This is a genomic window from Cryobacterium gelidum, from assembly GCF_004403985.1.
In the GTDB taxonomy this organism is placed as follows: domain Bacteria; phylum Actinomycetota; class Actinomycetes; order Actinomycetales; family Microbacteriaceae; genus Cryobacterium; species Cryobacterium gelidum.
In genome coordinates this window covers 441,902-463,390 of sequence record NZ_SOHL01000003.1, presented here as the reverse complement: position 1 = coordinate 463,390, position 21,489 = coordinate 441,902, and the positions used below count along the sequence as shown (strand labels likewise).

Below are 21,489 nucleotides of genomic sequence, written 5' to 3'. Positions count from 1 at the left end.
GGGTTACCTCGTCATTTCAATGATGCGGGTGCGGTTCACCAGTGTCGTCTCAACAACGTGGAATCCCTGGAGTTGAAGGGTGTGTACATTCGTTTCTCTTCGCGAATCTCCACTTCCCGAGTTCTGTAGCAGCCATACCGTGTCGAGGTTCGATAGGGCCGGCAGCACATCGGTCAGTGGTGCGACCTCGTCCCAGAGCCAGCCCGTATCAGCATACGACCGGGTGAGCGTCACATCTTCGAGGCCGAGAAAGGCATCGGGGTAGAGGTGCATGGCCAGTCGTGGCAGGCGTGATGGCCGCACGCTCTGATCGAACACGATGCCGTCCCCTGGCGTCGCGCGGGCGGCGATGATGTCGGACGCCTGGCGCCAGTCGCTTCCTTCGTTCTTGCCGTAGTCACCGCGCTGCACAGCGTAGGCGGGCACGATGACGGCGACCAGAGCGATGAGGCTGGCGGCGCGCAACCAGTTGTTGGCAAGCGCAGCCACGCCGACGGCGATCACGACGCCCACCGCCGGGGTGCAGAGCGACAGGTAGCGAAGCGAATACATCGGGGTGACCAGGTGGGTACCGATCAGAAGAATGGCGCTGGGCACCACCATCCAAGCCAGAAAAAACGCCAGTCCGGCGCGGCCGGGCAGCCCGGCGGACCGGTGCGTGTGGGGGCGGCGCGTGGGGGGGCGGCGCAGAAACACCGCGACCACGGCGATGGTGATGAGCGCCCAGGCCATGATCGCTACCGGAATCGTGTCGAACCACTGCATCACCGCCGCTTCGGTTACCTTGACCTGCGGCCTGCGGCCGATGAACGCGATTTGCTCCCGCTGGGCAGAGCCGGCGAGAAAAATGGGAAGGGCCAGCGACAGCCCCAGCAGGCTTGCCCCCAGCCAGACGACACGGCTGCGCCAGAACGGATGCTGCCGGCTCGCCGTGAGAACCGCGACCGCGTGTACCGGAAGCAGCAGTGCCAGGTAGAGGAAGAGATAGATTCCGAGGGCGAGCAGCAGCGAATAACCCAGCCAGAGCAGGCCCTGGCGGCGTCGGGTACCGGTGCTGCTGCGCAGCGCGAGGACGAGCAGCACGGTGAGCCAGACGCCGATGGCCGTCGCGATCGCGGTGGATCGCGTCTCGGAGCCCATATAGGTGACGCGGGGCAGAATGGCAAAGACTATTCCGCCGCCGATGGCCACTCGTGGCCCCATGAAGAAGCGCGCCAGAACCACCGTTCCCGCAGCGGCTACACCGATTGCGATCGCGCTCGGCAAACGCGTGGCGAGCTCGGACGCGCCGAAGAGGTCGATCCAGCCGTGCAAAAACAGGTAGTACAGGCCGTGCACAGCATCGACGTTGTCCAGCATGCCAAACAGTGAGGGGAGTGGTCGTTCAGCCGACATGATGCTCGCGGCCTCATCACCCCAGTACGACGGCTGCCAGGACCAGGCGAACGACAGGAGAAACGCCACGAGGCCCACGAGCCACGCTGACAGCCCGGACGACAGGTCCCGCAAACGGCGTCGCCCGTTCGCCGGGGGCGCTACGACATGCGGGGTGAGAACGGAGGTCACCCAGTCAACATACCCAGCATTGGTTAACGTGAGCCATCGAACGCCCCCGAGTTGCCTGCAAAGACCAATCTTTTCGGTGGTTGGCCCCGGCATGGGCACCGGGCTGCGCGCTAAGCTTTCGGCATGACTTCAGTCGTTGAACCCGACGAATCCACTCCCGACGGATCCACCGCGGTCGGCGTGGCGGTCGCTCAATTCGCACCGGGACCAGATCGGGCGCGCAATCACGCCATGCTCCGGAAGCTCGCCACGACGGCCGCCGCGCGCGGAGCACACCTCGTCGTCTTTCCCGAGTATTCGGCGTTCTTCGAACCGAAGCTGGGGCCCTCGTTCGTGGCGGCGGCCGAACCGCTCGATGGAGCCTTCGTTTCGACGCTCGCCGCGCTCGCCGCCGAGCTCGGCATACACATCGTGGCCGGCATGCTCGAGACGACCGACGATCCCGCCCGGTTTTCGAACACCCTCGTCGCCGTCGACCCGACGGGACGGCTCGTGGCGACCTATCGCAAGCTCCACCTCTACGACGCGTTCGGCGACCGAGAATCGGACTGGGTACTGCCCGGCACGGTGACTGAACCGGAAATTTTCGAAGTCGGTGGCCTGCGAGTCGGGGTGCAAACCTGCTACGACATCCGCTTTCCAGAGGTCACCCGTCGGCTCGTCGATGCCGGGGCGACCCTCGTACTCGTGCCGGCCGAGTGGGTGCGCGGCCCCCTCAAGGAGCACCACTGGCGCACCCTGCTTACCGCCCGGGCACTGGAGAACACGGTTTTTGTGGCCGCCGCCGATCACGCACCGCCAATCGGCGTTGGAACCAGCCTCGTCATCGATCCGATGGGCGTTGCTGTGGCGAGCCTCGGCGAGTCGGTGGATGTCGCGGTCGCATTCCTGACACCGGCACGCGTCGTTGCGGTGCGTGCGATCAATCCGGCGTTGGCCTTGCGCCGTTTCACCGTCGTGCCGCGCTAATGCTCGGTAACGCTCGCCTTGGTTGATCGGGTTTGGGCGGCTACCCGAATTCCGAGGGCTGGTTCCACCTTGGGCAGGAGATTGGCGTCGACGGTGGCGCTCTCCTCTGCCGTGACCACGAGCCCCTGCGAGCTGTTGGCCGAGCGGGTGAGCTGGGCGACCCAGCTCGGGTTGATGGTGGGTGCATGGCCCCCGGCGAACTTGAAATACAGCGGGATGGAAGGGTGCAACCAGGCAGAACTGCGGCCGTCGCCGACGATGGCCGCGTCTCGCCAGGAGAGCATGAAGCTCTCGCCGCGGCGCAGCTTTTGAATGATCACGAGCTGCAGGTGCGCCAGCATTCGGTCTTCGAATTCTACGACGACACGGTCGTACGTGAGAGAACCCATGAGTGCCACTTCCATTTCATTGGGACCGGTTGCGCCGAGTGAGAACACGGAGGCCGGAACGTATGAAAGTGAAACATGCTCTTTGGCGTGGAACCGGGAACTGCCTTCCAGTGTCCCTCGTACGGGGGACAAATGCAAGGATTTTAGAAAGCATCCCGTGCATTGTCACGTGGTGATCCACGCCGCGCGGGTTCGATCCGGCTCGACATTATCGGCAAGGGAACGGCGAATTCGAGCCGGAGCAGCACTTCGAGGGGGCGTTCGATCTGACTGAAGTGCCCGGCTCCCGGGACCGTGCTGCTCACGCAGTGCGGCACCAGGGCGTGAAGTCGCTTGTCGTCGTCGGTCGTGACAAAGATGTCGTCGTCACCGTGCACCGAACGCACCGGGCAGCGAATCTGCGCCCACTGCGTGCCGGCGTCGTAGGCGCCGGCACGATCGGCGGCCAGGACGAAGCCGGCCGGGCGCACCTCGGCGCCGAGAGCAGCGACCACTGTAGGGTCGACGGCCCTGGGGCGGCTGAATAGCGGAGCCACGAGCGCTGGTAGCAGACCGAGACACGTGACGGCTCGCACCAGGCCACGGTTGAGGGGACCGGCGAGCCGCAGCATCCGCATGGTCATGAGTAGTGCCGTGAAAGCGGGTAGCACCCAGAAATGGCGAATCGGGTGACGAACGCTGTTTTGGATCGAAAACGAGGTGGCTGAGACCAAGCCGACGGATGACGTGGCGCTCGGCTCGCTCGCGGCCAGCTGCAGGGCGATGAACCCACCCATGGAATGACCGACAACGTTCCAGCGCTCGTAGCCGAGGGAGCGGGCCACATCGGCGACCAGCTCCGCCATCGACTCGACACCGACGGACGATTCGTCGGCCGCACGTGGGGAGTCGCCCCATCCTGGAAGATCGGGAATGATCAGATCGGTCAGATCGCGGGCGGTCGCCTCGGCGGCCTGCAACAGGGGAGTCCAGGTTGTCCACGACCCGGCAGCTCCGTGCAGCAAAATGGTGGCCGTATCGCTATTGCTTCGGCGACCGTGCCGCACGACGACCGTTCCGCCCTTGAGGAGCATTGCACTTGTGGTCAGGCCGAAATGATGAGCGTCGGCATCGAGGGGGAAGGGGCTGTAGCCCAGCGCGATGGCCGGTGGTGCCGGTTTCGGCCTGGTAGCGGGCTGCGGCCTGGCACCGGGGCGCGGACCGGGCGTCGGAGAGTCAAGGACGCCGACGGATGCCACCGAGTGATTTCGGGTCGCGGGTCGGGACAACAAGATGCTCATGACCATAGTTCGGTGCCACGGGCCTAACGGATTGCCCCTGGATCGCTCGAGACGGCAGGGCATGGTTCGTGCAGCGAATTGGCAGGCAGGAATATCGCGCGGTTCGTGTCCGTTGCCGCCTATGGCCGCAGAGGAACTCCCTGATGCTGCCACAACGAAGGTATCCGGTCTGACTGACCGGCTGAATGTGAGAAAGAAGTGCACGTGAATCTCTTTTCCCCGCTAAACCTCGGCGACATCGTGCTGCCCAACCGTCTTGTCATGGCGCCGTTGACCCGCATCCGCTCGGGCAAGTCCGGTGTTCCCGGTGAACTCGTTGCCTTGTACTACACGCAGCGCGCCTCGCTCGGCCTGATCGTGAGTGAAGGTACCTACCCAAGTCACGCCGGCCAAGGCTTTCCGGGCCAGCCCGGGCTCGTCGAACCGGAACAGCTCGCCGGTTGGAAGGCCGTGACCGATTCGGTGCACGCCGCCGGCGGTCGTATCGTCGCCCAGGTCATGCACGCCGGTCGGGTCACCCACGAAGCCACCACAGGTGGCTACCCGGTCGTCGGACCGAGCGCCATCGCGATCGACGGCAGCACGCGCACCTATGACGGCAAGAAGGACTATCCGGTGCCGCACGCTCTGACCACCGACGAACTGGCCGGCATCGTGGCTGAATTCGTGCTGGCGTCGAAGAACGCCATCGCGGCCGGATTCGACGGCGTTGAGCTGCACGCCGCCAACGGCTACCTGCTGCACGAGTTCCTGTCGCCGACCTCCAACGTGCGGGACGATGCGTTTGGCGGCTCGCCCGCGACGCGCGCCCGGTTCGTCATCGACGTGGTGACTGCAGTCACCCTGGCGATCGGTGCCGACAAGGTGGGCCTGCGCATCTCACCCGAACACAATATTCAAGATGTGCTGGAAACGGATTCCGACGACGTCAAGGCTACCTATGGTGTCCTCGTCGACGGGCTCGCCTCGCTCGATCTGGCCTACCTGAGCGTGCTCCACGCCGACCCGCGCGGCGAATTCGTGCAGAATCTGCGTACCCGCTTTGCTGGTGTCTTCCTGGTCAATACTGGATTCGGCGCCATCACCGCGCGCGACGAGGCCCTCGCCATCGTTCGTGACGACGTTGCCGACGCCGTCGTCGTCGGTCGCGCGGCCATCGCCAATCCCGACCTCGTGCGGCGCTGGCGCGATGACCTGCCGGTGAACGAGCCCAACCCGCTCACCTACTATGCCGACAGCGCAGAGGGCTACACCGACTACCCCGCACTCGCTTCGTAAATTTCCCACGAAGAGCGCAAAGAGTGCTCGTATGACAGGTTCATACGGGCACTCTTGTCATTCTCGCGCCCAGGGGCGCGACAGTGCCGCGAGTTGTGACGAGGCCTGATCGAGCAAGGCCTCTTTCTTGCAGTAGGCGAACCGGAGAAGCGGCGCATACTCGGCCCGGTGTGCGGGGGAGCAGAACGCCGTGATCGGCACCGCGACCACGCCGACCAGCGCCGGCAGTTGCCGGCACAGTTCGGCACCATCCGAAAAACCGAGCGGCGTCGCATCCGCCACGATGAAATACGAGCCCTGTGGCACGCTGATCGCGAAGCCGGCCGCGCGCAGTCCCGCAGCGAGCACGTCGCGTTTGTGCATCATGCCGGACGCGAGGTGCGCGAAGTACGAATCGGGCAGGTCGAGCCCGACGGCGATTGCGGGCTGAAAGGGTGCCGCATTTACATAAGTGAGAAACTGCTTGACTGCGAGGATCGCCGTCACGATCGCGGCCGGGGCGCTGAGCCAGCCCACCTTCCAGCCGGTGAGGCTGAAGGTTTTGCCGCCCGATGAAATGGTGATCGTGCGCTCCCACGCCCCGGGGAGGGTTGCGATCGGAATGTGCGGCGCCCCAAAGGTGAGGTGCTCGTAGACCTCATCGGTGACGATGAGCGCGTCGTGCCGGTGCGCGAGTTCCACGATCAGCTCCAGGGTGTGCCGCGGAAAGACCGTCCCGGTGGGGTTGTGCGGATCGTTCACGATGATCAGACGGGTGCGGTCGGTGACCACAGCTCGAAGCGCGTCCAAGTCGGGCTGAAAATCCGGGGCCCGCAGCGGCACCGTGCGGTGGATGCCTCCGCCCAAGCCGATCAGGCCGCCGTAGGCGTCGTAGAACGGTTCAAAGGTGACGACCTCGTCACCCGGCTCGATCAGCGCCAAAATGGTCGCCGCGAGGGCCTCGGTGGCACCGGCCGTGACCAAAATCTCACTGCCGGGGTCGACAGGCAGATCATAGAACCGCTGCTGATGCCGGGCTATCGCCTCAAGCAAGACCGGCTGGCCACGGCCAGGCGGATACTGGTTCACCCCGTCGCTGATCGCTTGGCGGGCTGCCTCGAGCACCACAGCCGGTCCGTCTTCATCCGGAAAGCCCTGGCCGAGGTTGACGGCCCCGGTGCGCACGGCGAGAGCGCTCATCTCGGCGAAGATGCTGGCCGCAACGGTCCCGTCAGCGGCGAGAAGCCCAGCCCCGCGAGCCGTGCGTCGCCACGCGCCGGAAATGGTCATCGCTGGCTTGCCTGTCTCGAATCCTGCATGGTTCCAAACTACGACATGGGCAAGATCTCGGCTGGATCATTGAATGCTCTCAGGAGGTACATATCGAATGTTCAGGTTCGGGCGCAAAGCTGGCAACGCTTGGAAGGAGCACCTGATGACTGATAACACCCAAGATCCCGGCCCCACCCCCGACAGGTCCGCGAATGCCGCCGATTTTACCGTGAACGAATCCGGCGAGGCAAACCCGCCCACGTCTCCGCCCACGTCTCCGCCCTCTTCTCCGGACGCTCCTCCCGCTCCGCCCGCCCAGCCGGTCAGTTCCCAGCCAGCCGATGCCCGGCCGGTCGAGGAACCCACCGTGCCGGTCGTGGAAGCACCGGCCATGCCGGCAGCATCCGCAGCAGACCAGGGCCAGCCAGACCAGGCCCAGACGGCCGCGTACCCGACGGATGCCTTCGGTCAACGGATCGAGACGGCCACCGCGTCGAACCCGGCCTATGCCACTGCGGATGTTCACCCCACGAACGCTTACCCGTCTCAGACGTACCCCGGGCAGCCCGTCGCGTCCAGTACGACCAAGGAATCCGGTCGCCGTAGGGGTAGCGTCGCGCTGATCGCCGCCCTCGCCATCGGTGCGCTGGTCGGTGGATCGTCCGGCGCCGGCATCACCGCCCTCATGATGAGCGGCCAGAATAACGGTGTGCCGATCAGCCAGGCCTCCGGCCCGAGCAACGTCGTCGTCAACAACACGAAGAGCGTCAACCAGGTCACCGCCGTCGCTGCCAAGGCCTCCCCGAGTGTGGTGACCATCGATGTTGCGGGCAGTTCGTCCGGCGGCACCGGATCCGGCGTGATCCTCACCGCCGACGGCTACGTGCTCACCAACACCCACGTAGTCACGCTCGACGGCGCCGCCTCCGATGTAAAAATCGAGGTCAAGAGCAACGACGGCAAGCTCTACACTGCCACCCTCGTCGGCACCGACCCCATCTCCGACCTCGCGGTGATCAAGCTGACCGACGCAAGCGGCCTCACCCCGGTCGCCTGGGGCGATTCGTCCCAGCTCAACGTCGGTGACAGCGCCATCGCCATCGGCGCCCCGCTCGGCCTCTCCGGCACGGTCACCGACGGCATCGTGAGCGCGCTCAATCGCAGCATTACCGTCGCGAGTTCGGCCGCTCCGTCCTCACCCGACACCACCACACCCGACGGGAGCCAGGGCCAGAACCCGTTCTTCTTCGACTTTCCGAAGCAGGACGGCACGCAGTCGCAGGGTCCCCGGGCCGCTTCTGCCAGCATCGCCCTCCCGGTGATCCAAACGGATGCCGCCATCAACCCGGGTAACTCCGGTGGCGCCCTGCTCAACGGTAAGGGTGAACTGATCGGCATCAACGTTGCCATTGCCAGTGCTGGCAGCACGACGGCCTCGTCCGCGGCGGGCAGCATCGGAGTCGGCTTCTCGATTCCGTCGAACTTTGCCAAACGCATTTCCGATGAGATCATCGCCAATGGCACCGCCACCCACGGCCTGCTCGGGGCGAGCGTCACAAACGCCTCGAGCTCGACCAGCAGCACGGTCGGCGCCCTGATCAGCGAGGTCAGCTCGGGCGGCGCCGCCGAGAAGGCCGGCCTGAAAGCCGGTGACGTGATCACGAACTTCAACGGTGTTCCCATCACGGATTCGATCGACCTCACCGCTCAGGTTCGCGTACTCGCCGCCGGGGGGACTGCCGACCTCACGTATGTGCGAGGCGGCAAGGCGACCACCATCCCTGTCACGGTCGGCGAGCTCGCGAGCTAACCGCCGGCTCCTTCGCCCACATCGCGTCGCCGGCTCTCCGGCGGCGCGATCGTGCGTTCCTGGCTGCCGGCACTTCACCATTTGCCGGGCTGGTAGGCTCGATCGTCCTACCATCAACCGGAAAGCTGGCTAGCAGGGTGCACCAACGTGGTACGGGATTTCTTGCCGGAGTGTCGTATGTGATGCCTGTGCTCAACGAGGCGACCCACGTGCGTGCCGCTGTCGAGAGCCTATTGGTGCAGGACTACCAGGGCTCATTCGAAGTGACATTGGCCCTCGGACCGAGCATCGACGGTACGACCGAACTGGTCGCAGAAATGGCCGCCGTTGACTCGCGCATTCGCATTGTGGCCAACGAGGTCGGCTCGACGCCGGCCGGCCTGAACATCGCCATCCTTGCGTCCCAGTACGCGGTGGTCATTCGCGTGGACGCCCACTCGGTACTGCCGCCCGACTATGCGCGCGTCGCGGTGGAGACGCTTGAACGCACCGGCGCCGCCAATGTCGGCGGCATCATGGACGCCCGCGGTATCAGCTCCTTCGAGCGGGCCGTGGCCCGCGCCTACGGCACCCGGATCGGCCTAGGCGGCACACCGCACCACGTCGGCGGGGCGGAGGGCGCGGCCGACACGGTATACCTCGGCTGTTTTCGCACAGAGAGCATTCTCAACGTCGGGCTCTTTGACGAGGGAGTGAAACGCGGCCAGGACTGGGACCTCAACCGGCGTCTGCGCGAAGCCGGCGGTACGGTCTGGTTCACCCCGAAGCTTCGGGTGCTCTACCGGCCGCGGCCGACTTTGGCCCAGCTGGCACGGCAGATGCTGTCGACCGGACTGTGGCGCGGGGAGCTGGCCCGGCGCTATCCGGCGGCCAACGGCCTTCGCTATTTCGTGCCGCCGGCCATGGTGCTGGCAGTGGCTCTCGGACTGCTCCTCGGCCTTGGCGGCCTCGTGCAGGGCGCTCTCGGTGCGGCGCCGTGGCTGCTACTGGGCCTGATCGTTCCCGCCGGCTACCTGCTCATTGTGGTGGGAGCGACGCTCATCGTGGCCAGGCCGGACGGATTTCGTGCGTCCGTGCGTTTTCTCGTAGTCTTGCCCTGCATTCACTTCTGCTGGGGGGTCGGGTTCGTTCTCGGTTACCTGAAACTCACCAGCAACATCACGGCACACACGGGAAGGTGAGCAGATGACCAGTTCGCCGAATATCTCACACCAGCGGCCGACCCGACCGGAGTCGATCGCCCAGCTGCGCGCGGTCGCGCAGCCGCCCGAGGTGCGCCTGCGCGCCAATGCTGAGCACTGGACGGCGAGCCTGTACCTGCGGGACCTGTCGCCGTACCTCACTTGGATGCTGCTGAAGACCCGCATCTCCGCCAACGGTGTGACCGCCCTGATGATCCTGGCCGGTTGGTCGACCGCCGCCGCCCTGCTGATCCCCGGAATCTGGGGAGCCCTGCTCGCGCTCGCGCTCAGCCAGGTGCAGATGCTCATCGACTGCTGCGATGGTGAGGTAGCGCGCTGGCGGGGCACCTCCTCGCCCGCAGGCGTGTTCCTCGACAAGGTTGGACACTACTCCACGGAATCGCTCATCCCCATCGTCCTCGGAATTCGGGCGGCCGCGTACCCATTCGAATCGCCCGCAGACTTTCTGTGGACCAGCCTGGCGCTGCTGCTGGCCCTGATCATCGTGCTGAACAAGTCCCTCAACGATATGGTGCACGTCGCCCGCGCCAACGCCGGCCTCACCCGACTCGCCGACACCCACGGTGAGAAGACACCGACCTCGAGCCTGATCGCCCGGGTACGTCGCCTCGCCCGCTTCCTGCCGTTCCACCGGCTCTACCACTCGGTCGAGCTGACCATGGTCATCTTCGCGGCGGCCGTTGTGGGGTTGGTTTTCGGGCAGCCGGTCGTGGACCGTGCCGTGCTCATCCTCCTGGTCCCGCTTGCATTTTTGTCGCTCATCGGCCATTTCGTGGCGATCATGGCGTCCAAGCGTGTCCGGTCTTAACGAAGCGGCCGGCACTGTGACGGCCGGTACCGTGACGGTCGGTGTCGTGGTGCTCACCCAGGGCACCAGGGCAGATGACCTCGAGCGGGGCATTCGGTCGGTGCTGGCCCAGCAGGGGGTGACTCTTGATGTGGTCTGTGTCGGCAATGGCTGGCAGCCGACAGGCCTGCCTACCGGCGTGCAGTCACTGGGATTGCCGACCAACCTGGGCATTCCGGCTGGCCGCAACCGCGGGGTGCCGCTCGTCACCGGCGAGTACCTGTTCTTTCTCGACGACGACGCGAGCATTCCCGATCCGAACTTTTTGATCGACGCGATCAGCAAGTTGCGCGCCGACCCGACCATCGGAATGCTCCAGCCGCGGGTCGAAGACCCGACCGGTAAGCAATCGCCCCGGCGGTGGATTCCCCGCATCCGCAAGGGTGAGGCCACGACGCCCGGACCGGTGTTCTCTGTCTGGGAGGGCGCCGTTTTGCTGCCGCGCAGCGTCTTCGACGCGACCGGAGGCTGGGCCGAACCGTTTTTCTACGCGCACGAAGGCATCGAACTGGCGTGGCGGGTCTGGGACCAGGACCGGGTCGTCTGGTATGCCGGCGACCTTGTGGCCAACCATCCGGTCATCTCCCCTACCCGGCATGCCGACTATTACCGGTTGAATGCCCGCAATCGGGTCTGGCTGGCCCGCCGCAACTTGCCCGCCCTGCTGGTGCCGCTGTACGTGGGCTCCTGGACGGCGATTCAGATGCTGCGCTGGGCCCCGAGCAACCGGCCGGCACTGCGCGCCTGGTTCGACGGCTGGCGCGAAGGGTGGCGCAGTGACCCGGGGCCGCGGCATCCGCTTCGAGCACGCACGGTCTGGCGGATGACCCGCGCAGGGCGCCCCCCGATCATCTGACGAAAGGTAGTCTTATTGGGTGGTAATTCGGAAAGACGTCAGGCGTGCAGTCAAACTGGTCAAGGATGTCATGGCCTCCCGCAAGGTCCAGCACCAGCTGCGTGGGCGGCTGCAAGCGCGGGAGCTGCGCGAGGACAATCACTTTAAGATCGCCGTCTACTTTGCCGACGGCCCGGTCAACATGTACCAAATGCGGCAGTGGTACCAACCCCTCGCCACCCTCGCCAAAACCTGGCCGGTACTCGTTCTCAGCCGGACCGGTGGTGGCACCCTGAGGCTCATGAACGAGTCGCCTGTGCCGGTGGCCTACGCCCGCACGGTGCCGCAGCTGGAGCAGATTATCGCCGAGCAGGACATCCGTATCGTGTTCTACGTCAACCAGAACCCGCGCAACTTTCAGATGATGCGCTATGGGCGGTGCTGGCACGTTTTCATCAACCACGGTGAGAGCGACAAAATGTACATGATCACCAATCAGTTCAAGGCCTACGACTATTCCTTCGTGGCCGGTGATGCCGCGCTGGCCCGACTCGACCGGGTGCTGTGGGACTACGACTTCGACAAGCGAGCCATCAAGATCGGGCGCCCGCAGGCCGACTACTTCAGCGGTGAGCTCCCCTACACGCCCGATGAACGCCAGGTCGTGCTCTATGCTCCCACCTGGGAGGGCGACCGGGCCGCCGCGGCCTACGGCTCAGTCGCAACCCACGGGGTCGCGCTCGTCACCGCCCTGCTGGCCAGCGGCACCCACCGGGTCATCTACCGACCGCACCCGCGCAGCGGCGTCGTCGACCATCTCTACGGGGCCGCCAACAAGAACATAATCGCCGCCCTCGCCGCGGCCAACGCCCGCGACCCGCGCGCGCAGCACGTCTACGACTCCGGTCCCGATCTCGGCTGGCAATTAGCCGCAGCAGATGTGGCCATCGTCGACATCTCCGCCATGGTCTACGACCGACTCGCCACCGGTAAGCCGCTCATTGTCACCCGGCCGGTGAACCCGGCGGCCATCATCGACACGAGCGGCTACCTCTCCGATTGCGAATGGCTCCCGGCTGAGCGCGCCGACGGCGTTGTGGCTGCCGTTGAACGGCTCACTCACGATGACGCGGCGGTGGAACGCCTGCAGGGCTGGGTGCAGCGTTACTTCGGAGACACGACCCCCGGTGTAGCGACCCAACGGCTGCATGTGGCCGTGCAGCACCTGATGGATGAGTGGGATCGGTTTGCGGCCGTGCCTGACGTGGGTATCGCACATGTTCGAGATCCCGCAATGATTGCACGCGACGAGCTATAGCGGCGGGTCCTGATCGGGCGCTGGCCGGGGTGTGGCCTGGAGAAACCTGCGTCGTCCCGGGTCGCGCACGGTCTTTTCCAGTACGGTGATCTCCCGTACGCGCGGGTCCAGGTCTGGTTGAAAACCGCTTGGCGCCGGACCAAACGCGAGGCGCGCGGCATGCATGACCTTCTTGCCCAGGATATGGTTTCCTGCGCCGCCGATCACCGCTCCGATGCCGAACGGGAGGGCTTTACCGAGCAGGCTGGCGCCGCCGCGGGCGGCGAACTGGCGTAGAAATGCACTCTTGAGGCGGTCGGTGAGCGGGCCGAGAATTGCCCGGGGAAGACTGTTGGTGATGAGCTCACCCCAATAGGTGGTGCGTGCTGTGCCCGACCCGGTCACCTGACTGGCGAGCTGCCGCACCAGGTCGCTGCCGTCACGGCCCAGCATCATGGTCATGACGAGGGCGCGGGCGCGGTCGGGGTCTTCCACGGCGATCCCATGCACCTCGCTGACCGATTGTGTGAACAGGGCCGTCGTTTCGAGAAAACCAGCGGTCTCTACCCCCGACAACGCGAGTGTGATTGCGGTACTGACGCCGGGAATGACCGCGGTGGCGCCCACGGCGGCACCGCCGGCCGTGACCGCGGCGAGGTAACGCTTCTCCAGGATGCGCACGATCTGTTCGGGGGAGGCGTCGGGATGGCGACGTCGGAGGCTGCGGATATGCGCAAGCACAACGGGGCGGTGAATGGAAAGCACCCGATCGAAGCCCGTGACGAACCCGGTCGGAAGTGCGCCACCCTGCGGAGTGCCGCCGGTGGAGGATAACATCGGTGCGCTCTTCCGTGCCATTGCTCGCCTTCCCTGCATCCGTTTGCTTGAGTGTACGGGGTGAACCGGGGTAGAAGCCGGGGCGCGCGCTGGGCCAGCCTGATCCAAATACCATCTTCCACCAAATGTCCACCCGCTAGTCAAGACCGTTCCGGGCCGCTACAACTGAGGAATGCTTGAGTCTAAATCAGAAGCGTCCCGACTGCTCGGCCTCCGTCTCCGGGAGCGTCGCCTGGCGCTCGGTTTCAAGCAGGAGTCCGTCGCGCTCCTCGCCGGACTCAATGTGTCGAATTACGCCCGCATCGACCGCGGTCACGGCAACCCGACGATGTATACGCTCATTCGGTTGGCGGCCGTGCTGCAGATCGAATTGAGCGAACTCCTGGCCGGTCTCGCCGTCGAGCAGCTTCCGCCTACTCGCGACGCCTACATCGCGATAGATTTTCGTCGATCGCAGGAATCGATAGCCAATCGACGACTCGGCTAAGCTCCAGTCGAGGGTTTGACGCCGTAGTCGGTGTTGTACCGGGCGAGCACCTCGGTGATCGGCCCGTCGAGCACCAGGTCACCCTTGTCGAGGTAGAGACCCCTGGTGCAGAAACGCCGTAGGTCTCGTTCGTTGTGCGAGACGATGAACAGGGTACGACCTCCCGCCAGAAGTTCTTCGATGCGGCGGTAACACTTCTCTCGAAATGCCTTGTCACCTACGGCCAGAACTTCATCGACGAGCAGAATCGGTTCCTCCAGCCGCGAGATCACGGCGAAGGCGATCCGTACCTTCATCCCGCTCGACAAATGCTTGTACGGAGTGTCAATGAAGTCGGCGATCTCGGCGAATTCGATGATTTCGTCGAACCGATCGGTGATCTGCTTGCGCGTCATGCCGTGCAGGCCCGCCGTCAGATAGACGTTGTCGCGCACACTGAGATCGTCGACGAACCCGCCGGTGATCTCAATCAGTGGAGCAACACCCTCGGTGACGTGTACCGAACCCGTGTCGGGCAGCACGACGCCGGTGACGAGCTTGAGCAGCGTGGACTTGCCCTGCCCGTTTCGACCGACGACGCCAATGGCTTCACCCGGTTGCACCGTGAAGGTCACGTGCTGCAGGGCCCAGAACTCTCCCGGCCGGCTCCGCCGCTTGCGCGCACCGAACAGGTCCTTGAAATTGCGACGCCCGCGCCGATTCCTGCGAAAGCGGATGCCGACATCGTGCAGCGAGATCACGGGTGCTGCCGAGGGTGTCACTGCCATCGTGGCCACTAGATCTCCTTCAGAACGGCACGTTCACTGCGGCGAAAGACCAGCAGTCCGAGCCCAAGGAACGCGAGGGAGATGACCGCGCTGAGCGTGACCGCGAACCAGTCAAGTTGCTCGGGAAAAAAAGCAGCCCGATACAGACTGAAAATGCCATTGAGCGGGTTGAAAGCAGCCCAGAAATGCAGTTCAGGCGGCAGATCGGTGGTGCCGTAGATTATGGGGGAGGCGTAGAACAGAAAACGCAGAATGAGTTTGACGGCCCGCTCGAGGTCGCGAAAGAACACCACGAGCGGGGCGACGAGCAGTCCGACGCCAGTAGTCAACATCGCCTGAATCGTAATGGCGAGGGGAAAGAAGAACGCCTCGACACCCAGTTCGGCCCCGTACACAATAACGAACAAGACGAGCACCGGGATCGATGCGACGAACTCGATGCCCTTGGACAGCACAAGTCGGTTCACCCAAATGGTGCGGGGGATGCGGGTGGAGCGGATCAGCTTCGCCTCGCGCAGAAACGCCCGGGTGCAGTCGGAGACGGCACCGTTGAACCACATCCAAGGCAGCAGGGCAGCCAGGAGAAACACAATATACGGGCCGTTGCCGACGCTGCGGTCGAATACCTGGGTGAAGACAAACCAGTATATGCCTGCCATCACGAGCGGATCGAGAATGGACCAGAAGTAGCCGAGCACCGAGGTGGAGTAGCGCACCCGCAGATCGCGCTGCGTCAGCAGCCACAGGGAATGCCGATAGCGGGCGATCGGCGTGCGCTGTTCGGGGCGCACTTGGGCGTAACTACTCACGCGGTCTATCGTATGGGAGCGCGGGGAGCGTTCCGTGCCAGTCGCCGCCGCGTTGCAGACGCACGGACGACGAAACCCCCACGCCGTGGCGAGGGGGTTTCGGGCGGTGCGGTTTCGCGTCGGTTAGACGAACAGGTTGGCGCGCTCGAGGTCTTCGGCGAAGTCCACCTCGACGGCGTAGAAGTCGGAGATGTTCACCGGCTCCACCAGCATGCGGTTCTGTTCGATGGCCAGCTCAATGCCGCGCTCGAAGTAGTCCTGGTCGGCCACCTTGGTCAGCTGGCGAATGAGGGTCGCCTTGTCGGCACCTGACACGTAATTGATGCCGACGGCTTCGCCGAGGCCGCCCTTCACGGTCTTGGACAGCTCCTTGATGTAGCCTTCGGCGCTCGTGGTGTACTTGACCTCTTCATCGGATACCTTGTCGGTGTTCACGGTGACGAAGGACTGGTCGCGCGCCATCATGGCGGCAGCGCGGTCGAGAATCGCCGGATCGAAGACCACGTCTCCGTTCATCCAGAGCACGCCGCCCGACTTCGAGGCCTGCAGGGCACGCAGCAGGCTCTTCGACGTGTTGGTCTGGTCGTACTCCTCGTTATAGACAAAAGATGCCTGCGGGAACGCTTCGATGATGTGCTCGAGCTTGTACCCGACGACGATCGTGACCTTGGCAGCTTTGCCGAAGGCGTGCGCAATGTTATCGAACTGCTGCTGCATGATCGTGCGGCCATCGCTCAGTTCGGTGAGCGGCTTCGGCAGCGAGCGCCCGAGACGGCTGCCCATACCGGCCGCCAGAATGACTACTTGCGTCGTCACGATTATCTCCTCAAAAATGGTTGGGGCTACGCCTGAAAACCCACTCAGTCAAGAAGAGTTTGCTTAGGATTCACCCACATGTTCATGTAAAGACACACCATTATGTCATTCTCACCATAACCTGTCGGGCAGTTCCGGGGGAGGAAACGGTTCAGCACGTGTCCATTTCGTGACCCGGTACTGAGCGTACTCACAGGTTGTAACGGTTGCTGCGCAGGCGTCCGCGCCCCAGGGACAACGGTCCTTGATAGGTTAGCGGAGTGACTTTCGTGCCGCCCCACCTCGAACCCGATAACGAGTCTGCCGCGGACCGTGCCGTCGAATCGGAGGCACCGCCCACCGCCAAGCCGGCGGCCAGCAAGCCCGCCGTTCGAACGCCAGCGGTACGCAAACCCGCTGCACGCACACCCGCTGCACGCACACCCGCTGCACGCAAACCCGCTGTACGCCCGGCGACTGCGACCGAGCCGACCGTAGCCAAACCTGCGGCCGCGACCGAGGCGACCGCATCCGGCCCAGAAGTTTTCAAACCGGCCGAATCGCAGCCGACTGCAGAAGCGGACATGAAACCGGTCGTGACCAAACCGGCCGTTGGTAAGGCGGCCGTTCGCAAGGCGGCCGTTCGCAAGCCGGCCGTTCGCAAGCCGGCCGTTCGCAAGCCGGCCGTTCGCAAGGCGGCCGTTCGCAAGCCAACAGTGCGGAAGCCGACGACAACGAAGAAACCGACCGTTGCCGCGCCGGCGACAGCGCAGATTCTCGCTGAGAACGCAGCCGACGACACTACGCGGCCCTACGTGACCCGCGATGCGCTGGTCACCACGACCGCGACAGAAAAGCCGCTTACAACGCCGATCTCACCGCCGCCTGAACCGGCAGCCACGCCGGCTCTTGACGCGACACCGAAGGCCACGTCGAAGACCGCGTCGCAGCCCGCCGCGAAGACCGCGTCGCAGCCCGCCGCGAAGACCGCGACCTCACCAGCGGCCACGGCCTCGACGCAGCCGGCACCCAAGGTGGCACCGATTGTTCAAGGCCCGATTGTCATTGAGGCGCGCGGACTGATCAAACGGTTCGGCCATAACGCCGCGGTCTCCAACCTCGACCTGACTGTGCGAGCCGGGTCGTTCTACGGCATCGTCGGACCCAACGGTGCCGGAAAAACGACTTCCCTTTCGATGATCACCGGACTGCTGCGCCCGACCGCCGGCACGGTCATGGTGCACGGCATCGACGTCTGGGCTCGACCCAGCGAGGCCAAACGTGTCATCGGTGTTCTGCCCGACCGGCTTCGGCTATTCGATCGTCTGACCGGCGCACAACTCCTCTACTACGCGGGTACCCTGCGCGGACTCGACAATGACACCGTGCGAAGCCGGTCGGCTGACCTCGCCGCAGCTTTCGGCCTCGAGGATGCCCTCAATCGCCTCGTCGCGGACTACTCCGCCGGCATGACCAAGAAGATCGCCCTGGCCTGCGCGATGATTCATTCCCCACGCGTACTCGTGCTCGATGAGCCCTTCGAGTCGGTCGACCCTGTGTCCGCGGTCAACGTCACCGAGATTTTGCAGAAATATGTGGCTGCCGGTGGAACCGTCGTGCTGTCCAGCCACGGTATGGACCTGATCCAGCGTGTCTGCGATCACGTCGCCATCATTGTGCAGGGGCGTGTTTTGGCAGCGGGAACCGTCGACGAGGTCCGTGGGCAGAAGACCTTGGAGGATCGGTTCGTCGAGCTCGCCGGTGGTCGCAAGGTCGCGGAGGGCATGGAATGGTTGCACAATTTTTCGGACTGAAACTACGGCTGGTCGCCAATTTGTTTCGTCGTAGCCCGTGGCAGGTCGTCGGCCTCGTTGTTGGCCTGCTGTACGGTCTCGGCCTCGCCGTGGCGCTTCTCGTCGCTCTGATCGGCCTGCGCTTCATCGGTGACCCCGCTCTCGTCCGGGATTCGCTCACGGTGGCCGGATCGGCCGTGGTCCTCGGCTTTCTCGTCATCCCGATTGTGGTCGGCATCGACGACAGCATGGATCCGCGCAAGTTTGCGTTCCTGGGTATTCCCAACCGATCTTTATCGCTCGGTCTGGCCGGTTCGGCGCTGATCGGAGTTCCGGCGCTCGCCTTGACCATTGTGTTGCTCGGCACGGTTTTCACCTGGTCGCGCGGCATCGGCCAGACCCTGCTCGCCTTGGTTTCGGCGGGGCTGATCCTCGTGACCTGCATTCTGCTCTCGCGGGTGAGCGCATCCCTCGCAGCTTTTCTCCTGTCGACCCGACGTTCTCGGGAGTTCACCGGGCTGATCGGTGTCGTCGTGCTCGTGCTGATTTCTCCGCTGGTAGTGGTGCTGTTCAGTACGGACTGGGGCCGTAACGGACGCACCCTGCTGGGCACCGTGGCTGCGATTCTGGGCTGGACCCCGCTCGGTGCAGCATGGGCTGTTCCCGGAGACGCCTCCACGGGCGCCTGGGGTGCGGCGATTCTCAAACTATTCGTTGCCGCGGCGTCTGCCTATGTCCTCTGGCTGGTCTGGCAGCTCGTTGTGGCCCGCATGCTGGTGTCACCCGGCCGTGAGGCAGCGGCGAAGCAGTACTCCGGGCTGGGTTGGTTCGACCGGCTGCCGCACAGCTCCGTTGGCGCCATCGCCGCTCGCACCTTCACTTACTGGGCGCGAGACTCGCGGTATTGGATGTCGCTGATCATGATCCCGATCGTGCCGATCATCGCGATTCTTCCGTTGAGTATCGCCGGGGTACCGCTGAACTACCTCGCGCTCGTCCCCGTACCACTCATGTGTGTCTTTCTCGGATGGACCATGCACAATGACGTGGCCTACGACAGCACCGCGATCTGGCTGCACGTGGCGTCGGGAACGCGCGGCATGGCCGATCGTGTCGGCCGACTCCTTCCCGCACTTCTCATGGGCATACCGCTCATCGGTATCGGCTCAGCCCTCAGCATCGCGTTTTACGGAGACTGGTCGGTGCTGCCGTCCATGCTGGGCGTAAGCACGTGCATCCTCTTGGCAGGCTTGGGCTTCTCCAGCTACACCTCGACCCGGTTCCCCTACCCGGTGACCAAACCCGGTGACAGCCCGTTCGCCCAGCCGCAGGCGTCCGACACTGCTTCGGCACTCGTGCAGTCGCTGACTTTCACGGGATCGATCGTCGTGGCGCTTCCCGCGCTCATCTTCGCCTATCTCGGAATCTTCGAGGACCCTGTCTGGCATCTGCGTGCCCTCGGTGTCGGCCTCGGCATGGGACTGGTAACCGTGATCGTGGGAATCTGGGTCGGCTCGCGTACCTTCAACCGGCGCGGGCCAGAGATGCTCGCCTCCGCGCAGCGCGCCTGACCACCAACCGCCACAGTGCTTAGACTGGTCATATGACTGAAATCATTCGTGCGAGCATTGCAGAGCCCGGCCAGCCCGGCGGCGGAACGTCCACGCTCGACCGAGAGCTCGAAGAACTCCTGAACCAGGAGCAGATCGAACCCGGCGACCACGAACGTTTTTCGCACTACGTACCCAAGGACAAGATTCTCGAGTCCGCCATTTCGGGCAAGCCGGTCAAGGCACTGTGCGGCAAGAAGTGGTTGCCGGGCCGCGATCCGGAAAAATTCCCGGTGTGCCCGACCTGCAAGGCCATCTACGAGAAGATGAAGGCGAAGTAGCTCATCGATACGTGGTCGGAATAACGGCCTCGCCGCGCCCCAACCGAAAAGCCTCGATCGGCAATTCCTGCATAACGGATGCGTTGTGCGCGCGTGCACGAAGCGTTCCGGCTGATCCCAGATAACGCTCGTCGACGGTGCCGTTCGTGATCAGCGGAACGAGAAGCGCTCGTTCCAGGCCGCTTGGGGAATCGCGTTGTGCCTCGGCGTCGGGGCCTTCGCCGAGCAGAATGATTTCTTCCTGGGCGGTGCCACCGGCATCCAGTCGGCGCAGGGCGCTCTTGCGGCCGCCGATGGAAAGTTTTGCGGTCGACGTTTTGGCGACGGAGATCCAGTCGTCGCCGTGCCCCTTGTGGGCGACGAGCTTGTACACCAGGCCGGCGGCTGGTTCGCCCGACCCGGTCACGACAGAGGTGCCGACACCGAAGGCATCCACCGGGCTCGCCGATAGAGCCGCAATGGCGAACTCGTCGAGGTCGCTCGTGACGGTGATCTTCGTATTGACCGCGCCGAGTGCATCGAGTTGGGCTCGTGCCGCGGCAACGACGGTGGGCAGATCGCCCGAATCGATGCGAATCGAGCCGAGCTCCGGCCCTGCGGTCTTGACGGCCAGGGCGATTCCGGCGGGAATATCGTAGGTGTCCACGAGCAGCGTGGTTGCGCTGCCGAAGGCATCCACCTGCGCCTGGAACGCTTCTTCTTCGCTGTCGTGCAGCAAAATGAAGGAGTGTGCGGCGGTTCCCATGGTCGGAAGGCCCCATTGGCGGCCAGCTTCCAGGTTGCTCGTCGACGCGAAGCCGGCAATGAACGCGGCACGGGCGGCGGCGACCGCTGAGTGCTCGTTGGTGCGTCGTGATCCCATTTCAGCGATCGGGCGTCCGAGACTCACCGAGACCATTCGTGCGGCGGCGCTGGCCACGGAGATGTCGTAGTTGAGCACGCTGAGAATGAGCGTCTCCAGAATGACGCCCTCGGCGAAGGTGCTTTCTACCAGCAGCAGCGGCGATCCGGGGAAGTAGGCATCGCCCTCCTGGTAGCCCCAGGCATTGCCGCTGAAGGCGTAGTCGGACAGGTAATCGAGGGTGCGCGTGCGTACGATGGTGTTCTCGGCAAGCCAGGTCAGTTCCGAGGTCTCGAAGCGAAACTTAGCGATCAGCTCGAGCAGGCGACCGGTGCCGGCGACGATGCCGTAGCGACGGCCGGCGGGCAGGCGTCGGGCAAAAGCCTCGAACATGCACTCCCGGTCGGCGGTCCCGCTCTGGATAGCGGCATCCACCATGGTGAGCTCGTACCGGTCGGTGCGAAAAGCGGGGGTGTAGGCAGCTGGTCTGCGCTGTGTTGACACGGGGAAAGCAGGGGACGGGGTCACCCGGCACAGCTTAGCCG

Annotated in this window: 20 protein-coding genes; 11 read left to right on the top strand and 9 right to left on the bottom strand. The window is 64.5% G+C overall.

Features of this window, described 5'->3' with window-relative positions:
- Positions 1-3 precede the first annotated feature (3 nt).
- Positions 4-1,566, bottom strand: coding sequence for a glycosyltransferase family 39 protein (locus tag E3T50_RS02345; RefSeq protein WP_166784177.1), 1,563 nt, complete (start codon positions 1,564-1,566; stop codon positions 4-6).
- Positions 1,567-1,689: 123 nt separating this feature from the next.
- Between E3T50_RS02345 and E3T50_RS02340 the strand changes: the two genes are divergently transcribed.
- On the top strand, positions 1,690-2,535 hold the full coding sequence (locus E3T50_RS02340; protein ID WP_134550361.1) for a carbon-nitrogen hydrolase family protein: 846 nt from the start codon (positions 1,690-1,692) through the stop codon (positions 2,533-2,535).
- Here the strand turns inward: E3T50_RS02340 and E3T50_RS02335 are convergent.
- Together E3T50_RS02335 and E3T50_RS02330 are read right to left on the bottom strand one after the other, a co-directional pair.
- The gene (locus E3T50_RS02335; protein ID WP_241990700.1) at positions 2,532-2,924 is read right to left on the bottom strand and encodes a DUF7882 family protein; all 393 of its coding nucleotides are present in this window, start codon (positions 2,922-2,924) and stop codon (positions 2,532-2,534) included. The two genes, E3T50_RS02340 and E3T50_RS02335, sit on opposite strands and share 4 nt — an antisense overlap.
- A 143-nt stretch (positions 2,925-3,067) precedes the next feature.
- Positions 3,068-4,204 carry an alpha/beta fold hydrolase gene (locus tag E3T50_RS02330; RefSeq protein ID WP_166784176.1) on the bottom strand — a complete coding sequence of 379 codons (1,137 nt, stop codon included), beginning with the start codon at positions 4,202-4,204 and terminating at the stop codon, positions 3,068-3,070.
- A gap of 204 nt (positions 4,205-4,408) precedes the next feature.
- On the opposite strand from E3T50_RS02330, the gene E3T50_RS02325 reads away from it, so the two are divergent.
- A complete protein-coding gene (locus tag E3T50_RS02325) occupies positions 4,409-5,482 on the top strand; it encodes an alkene reductase (protein WP_134550359.1) in 1,074 nt (357 codons plus the stop codon).
- Between the two features lie 57 nt (positions 5,483-5,539).
- On the opposite strand, the gene E3T50_RS02320 is transcribed toward E3T50_RS02325, so the two are convergent.
- Complete coding sequence (locus E3T50_RS02320) at positions 5,540-6,751, bottom strand: aminotransferase class I/II-fold pyridoxal phosphate-dependent enzyme (RefSeq protein WP_134550358.1); 1,212 nt, start codon at positions 6,749-6,751, stop codon at positions 5,540-5,542.
- 145 nt (positions 6,752-6,896) lie between these two features.
- Between E3T50_RS02320 and E3T50_RS02315 the strand changes: the two genes are divergently transcribed.
- From E3T50_RS02315 to E3T50_RS02295, 5 genes are all read left to right on the top strand, one after another.
- Positions 6,897-8,543, top strand: coding sequence for a S1C family serine protease (locus E3T50_RS02315; protein ID WP_134550357.1), 1,647 nt, complete (start codon positions 6,897-6,899; stop codon positions 8,541-8,543).
- Between the two features lie 182 nt (positions 8,544-8,725).
- On the top strand, positions 8,726-9,724 hold the full coding sequence (locus E3T50_RS02310; RefSeq protein WP_134550356.1) for a glycosyltransferase family 2 protein: 999 nt from the start codon (positions 8,726-8,728) through the stop codon (positions 9,722-9,724).
- Between the two features lie 4 nt (positions 9,725-9,728).
- A complete protein-coding gene (locus E3T50_RS02305) occupies positions 9,729-10,553 on the top strand; it encodes a CDP-alcohol phosphatidyltransferase family protein (protein WP_134550355.1) in 825 nt (274 codons plus the stop codon).
- Complete coding sequence (locus tag E3T50_RS02300) at positions 10,540-11,448, top strand: glycosyltransferase family 2 protein (protein ID WP_241990699.1); 909 nt, start codon at positions 10,540-10,542, stop codon at positions 11,446-11,448. The genes E3T50_RS02305 and E3T50_RS02300 overlap by 14 nt, the downstream gene beginning before the upstream one ends.
- 70 nt (positions 11,449-11,518) lie before the next feature.
- Entirely contained in the window at positions 11,519-12,745 is a 1,227-nt protein-coding gene (locus E3T50_RS02295; RefSeq protein WP_134550354.1) for a CDP-glycerol glycerophosphotransferase family protein, read from the top strand.
- Here the strand turns inward: E3T50_RS02295 and E3T50_RS02290 are convergent.
- Positions 12,740-13,561: a low temperature viability 1 family protein gene (locus tag E3T50_RS02290; RefSeq protein ID WP_241990698.1), complete on the bottom strand. Its 822-nt coding sequence runs from the start codon at positions 13,559-13,561 to the stop codon at positions 12,740-12,742. The genes E3T50_RS02295 and E3T50_RS02290 overlap by 6 nt on opposite strands.
- A gap of 172 nt (positions 13,562-13,733) precedes the next feature.
- Between E3T50_RS02290 and E3T50_RS02285 the strand changes: the two genes are divergently transcribed.
- Positions 13,734-14,048 carry a helix-turn-helix domain-containing protein gene (locus E3T50_RS02285; RefSeq protein WP_134463984.1) on the top strand — a complete coding sequence of 105 codons (315 nt, stop codon included), beginning with the start codon at positions 13,734-13,736 and terminating at the stop codon, positions 14,046-14,048.
- Here the strand turns inward: E3T50_RS02285 and E3T50_RS02280 are convergent.
- The 3 genes from E3T50_RS02280 to E3T50_RS02270 all read right to left on the bottom strand — a co-directional run bounded on the left by E3T50_RS02280 (position 14,045) and on the right by E3T50_RS02270 (position 16,440).
- Entirely contained in the window at positions 14,045-14,815 is a 771-nt protein-coding gene (locus E3T50_RS02280) for an ABC transporter ATP-binding protein (protein ID WP_134550482.1), read from the bottom strand. The genes E3T50_RS02285 and E3T50_RS02280 overlap by 4 nt on opposite strands.
- Positions 14,816-14,823: 8 nt before the next feature.
- Positions 14,824-15,624 (bottom strand): ABC transporter permease, encoded by an 801-nt coding sequence (locus tag E3T50_RS02275; protein WP_241990697.1) that lies wholly within the window; start codon positions 15,622-15,624, stop codon positions 14,824-14,826.
- A gap of 123 nt (positions 15,625-15,747) precedes the next feature.
- Positions 15,748-16,440, bottom strand: a complete 693-nt coding sequence (locus E3T50_RS02270) for a phosphocholine cytidylyltransferase family protein (RefSeq protein ID WP_134463982.1) — start codon at positions 16,438-16,440, stop codon at positions 15,748-15,750.
- 1,013 nt (positions 16,441-17,453) lie between these two features.
- On the opposite strand from E3T50_RS02270, the gene E3T50_RS02260 reads away from it, so the two are divergent.
- Genes E3T50_RS02260 through E3T50_RS02250 form a run of 3 tightly spaced genes read left to right on the top strand, consistent with a single transcriptional unit; the run spans position 17,454 to position 20,103 of the window.
- Positions 17,454-18,233, top strand: a complete 780-nt coding sequence (locus E3T50_RS02260; protein WP_420898704.1) for an ABC transporter ATP-binding protein — start codon at positions 17,454-17,456, stop codon at positions 18,231-18,233.
- Positions 18,209-19,783, top strand: a complete 1,575-nt coding sequence (locus E3T50_RS02255) for a hypothetical protein (protein ID WP_134550352.1) — start codon at positions 18,209-18,211, stop codon at positions 19,781-19,783. Before E3T50_RS02260 ends, E3T50_RS02255 begins: the two co-directional genes overlap by 25 nt.
- 32 nt (positions 19,784-19,815) lie before the next feature.
- Positions 19,816-20,103 carry a DUF3039 domain-containing protein gene (locus E3T50_RS02250; protein WP_174722491.1) on the top strand — a complete coding sequence of 96 codons (288 nt, stop codon included), beginning with the start codon at positions 19,816-19,818 and terminating at the stop codon, positions 20,101-20,103.
- A 1-nt stretch (position 20,104) separates the two neighbouring features.
- Here E3T50_RS02250 and E3T50_RS02245 read toward each other — a convergent pair whose 3' ends face one another.
- A complete protein-coding gene (locus tag E3T50_RS02245; protein ID WP_134550479.1) occupies positions 20,105-21,382 on the bottom strand; it encodes a nicotinate phosphoribosyltransferase in 1,278 nt (425 codons plus the stop codon).
- Positions 21,383-21,489 lie beyond the last annotated feature (107 nt).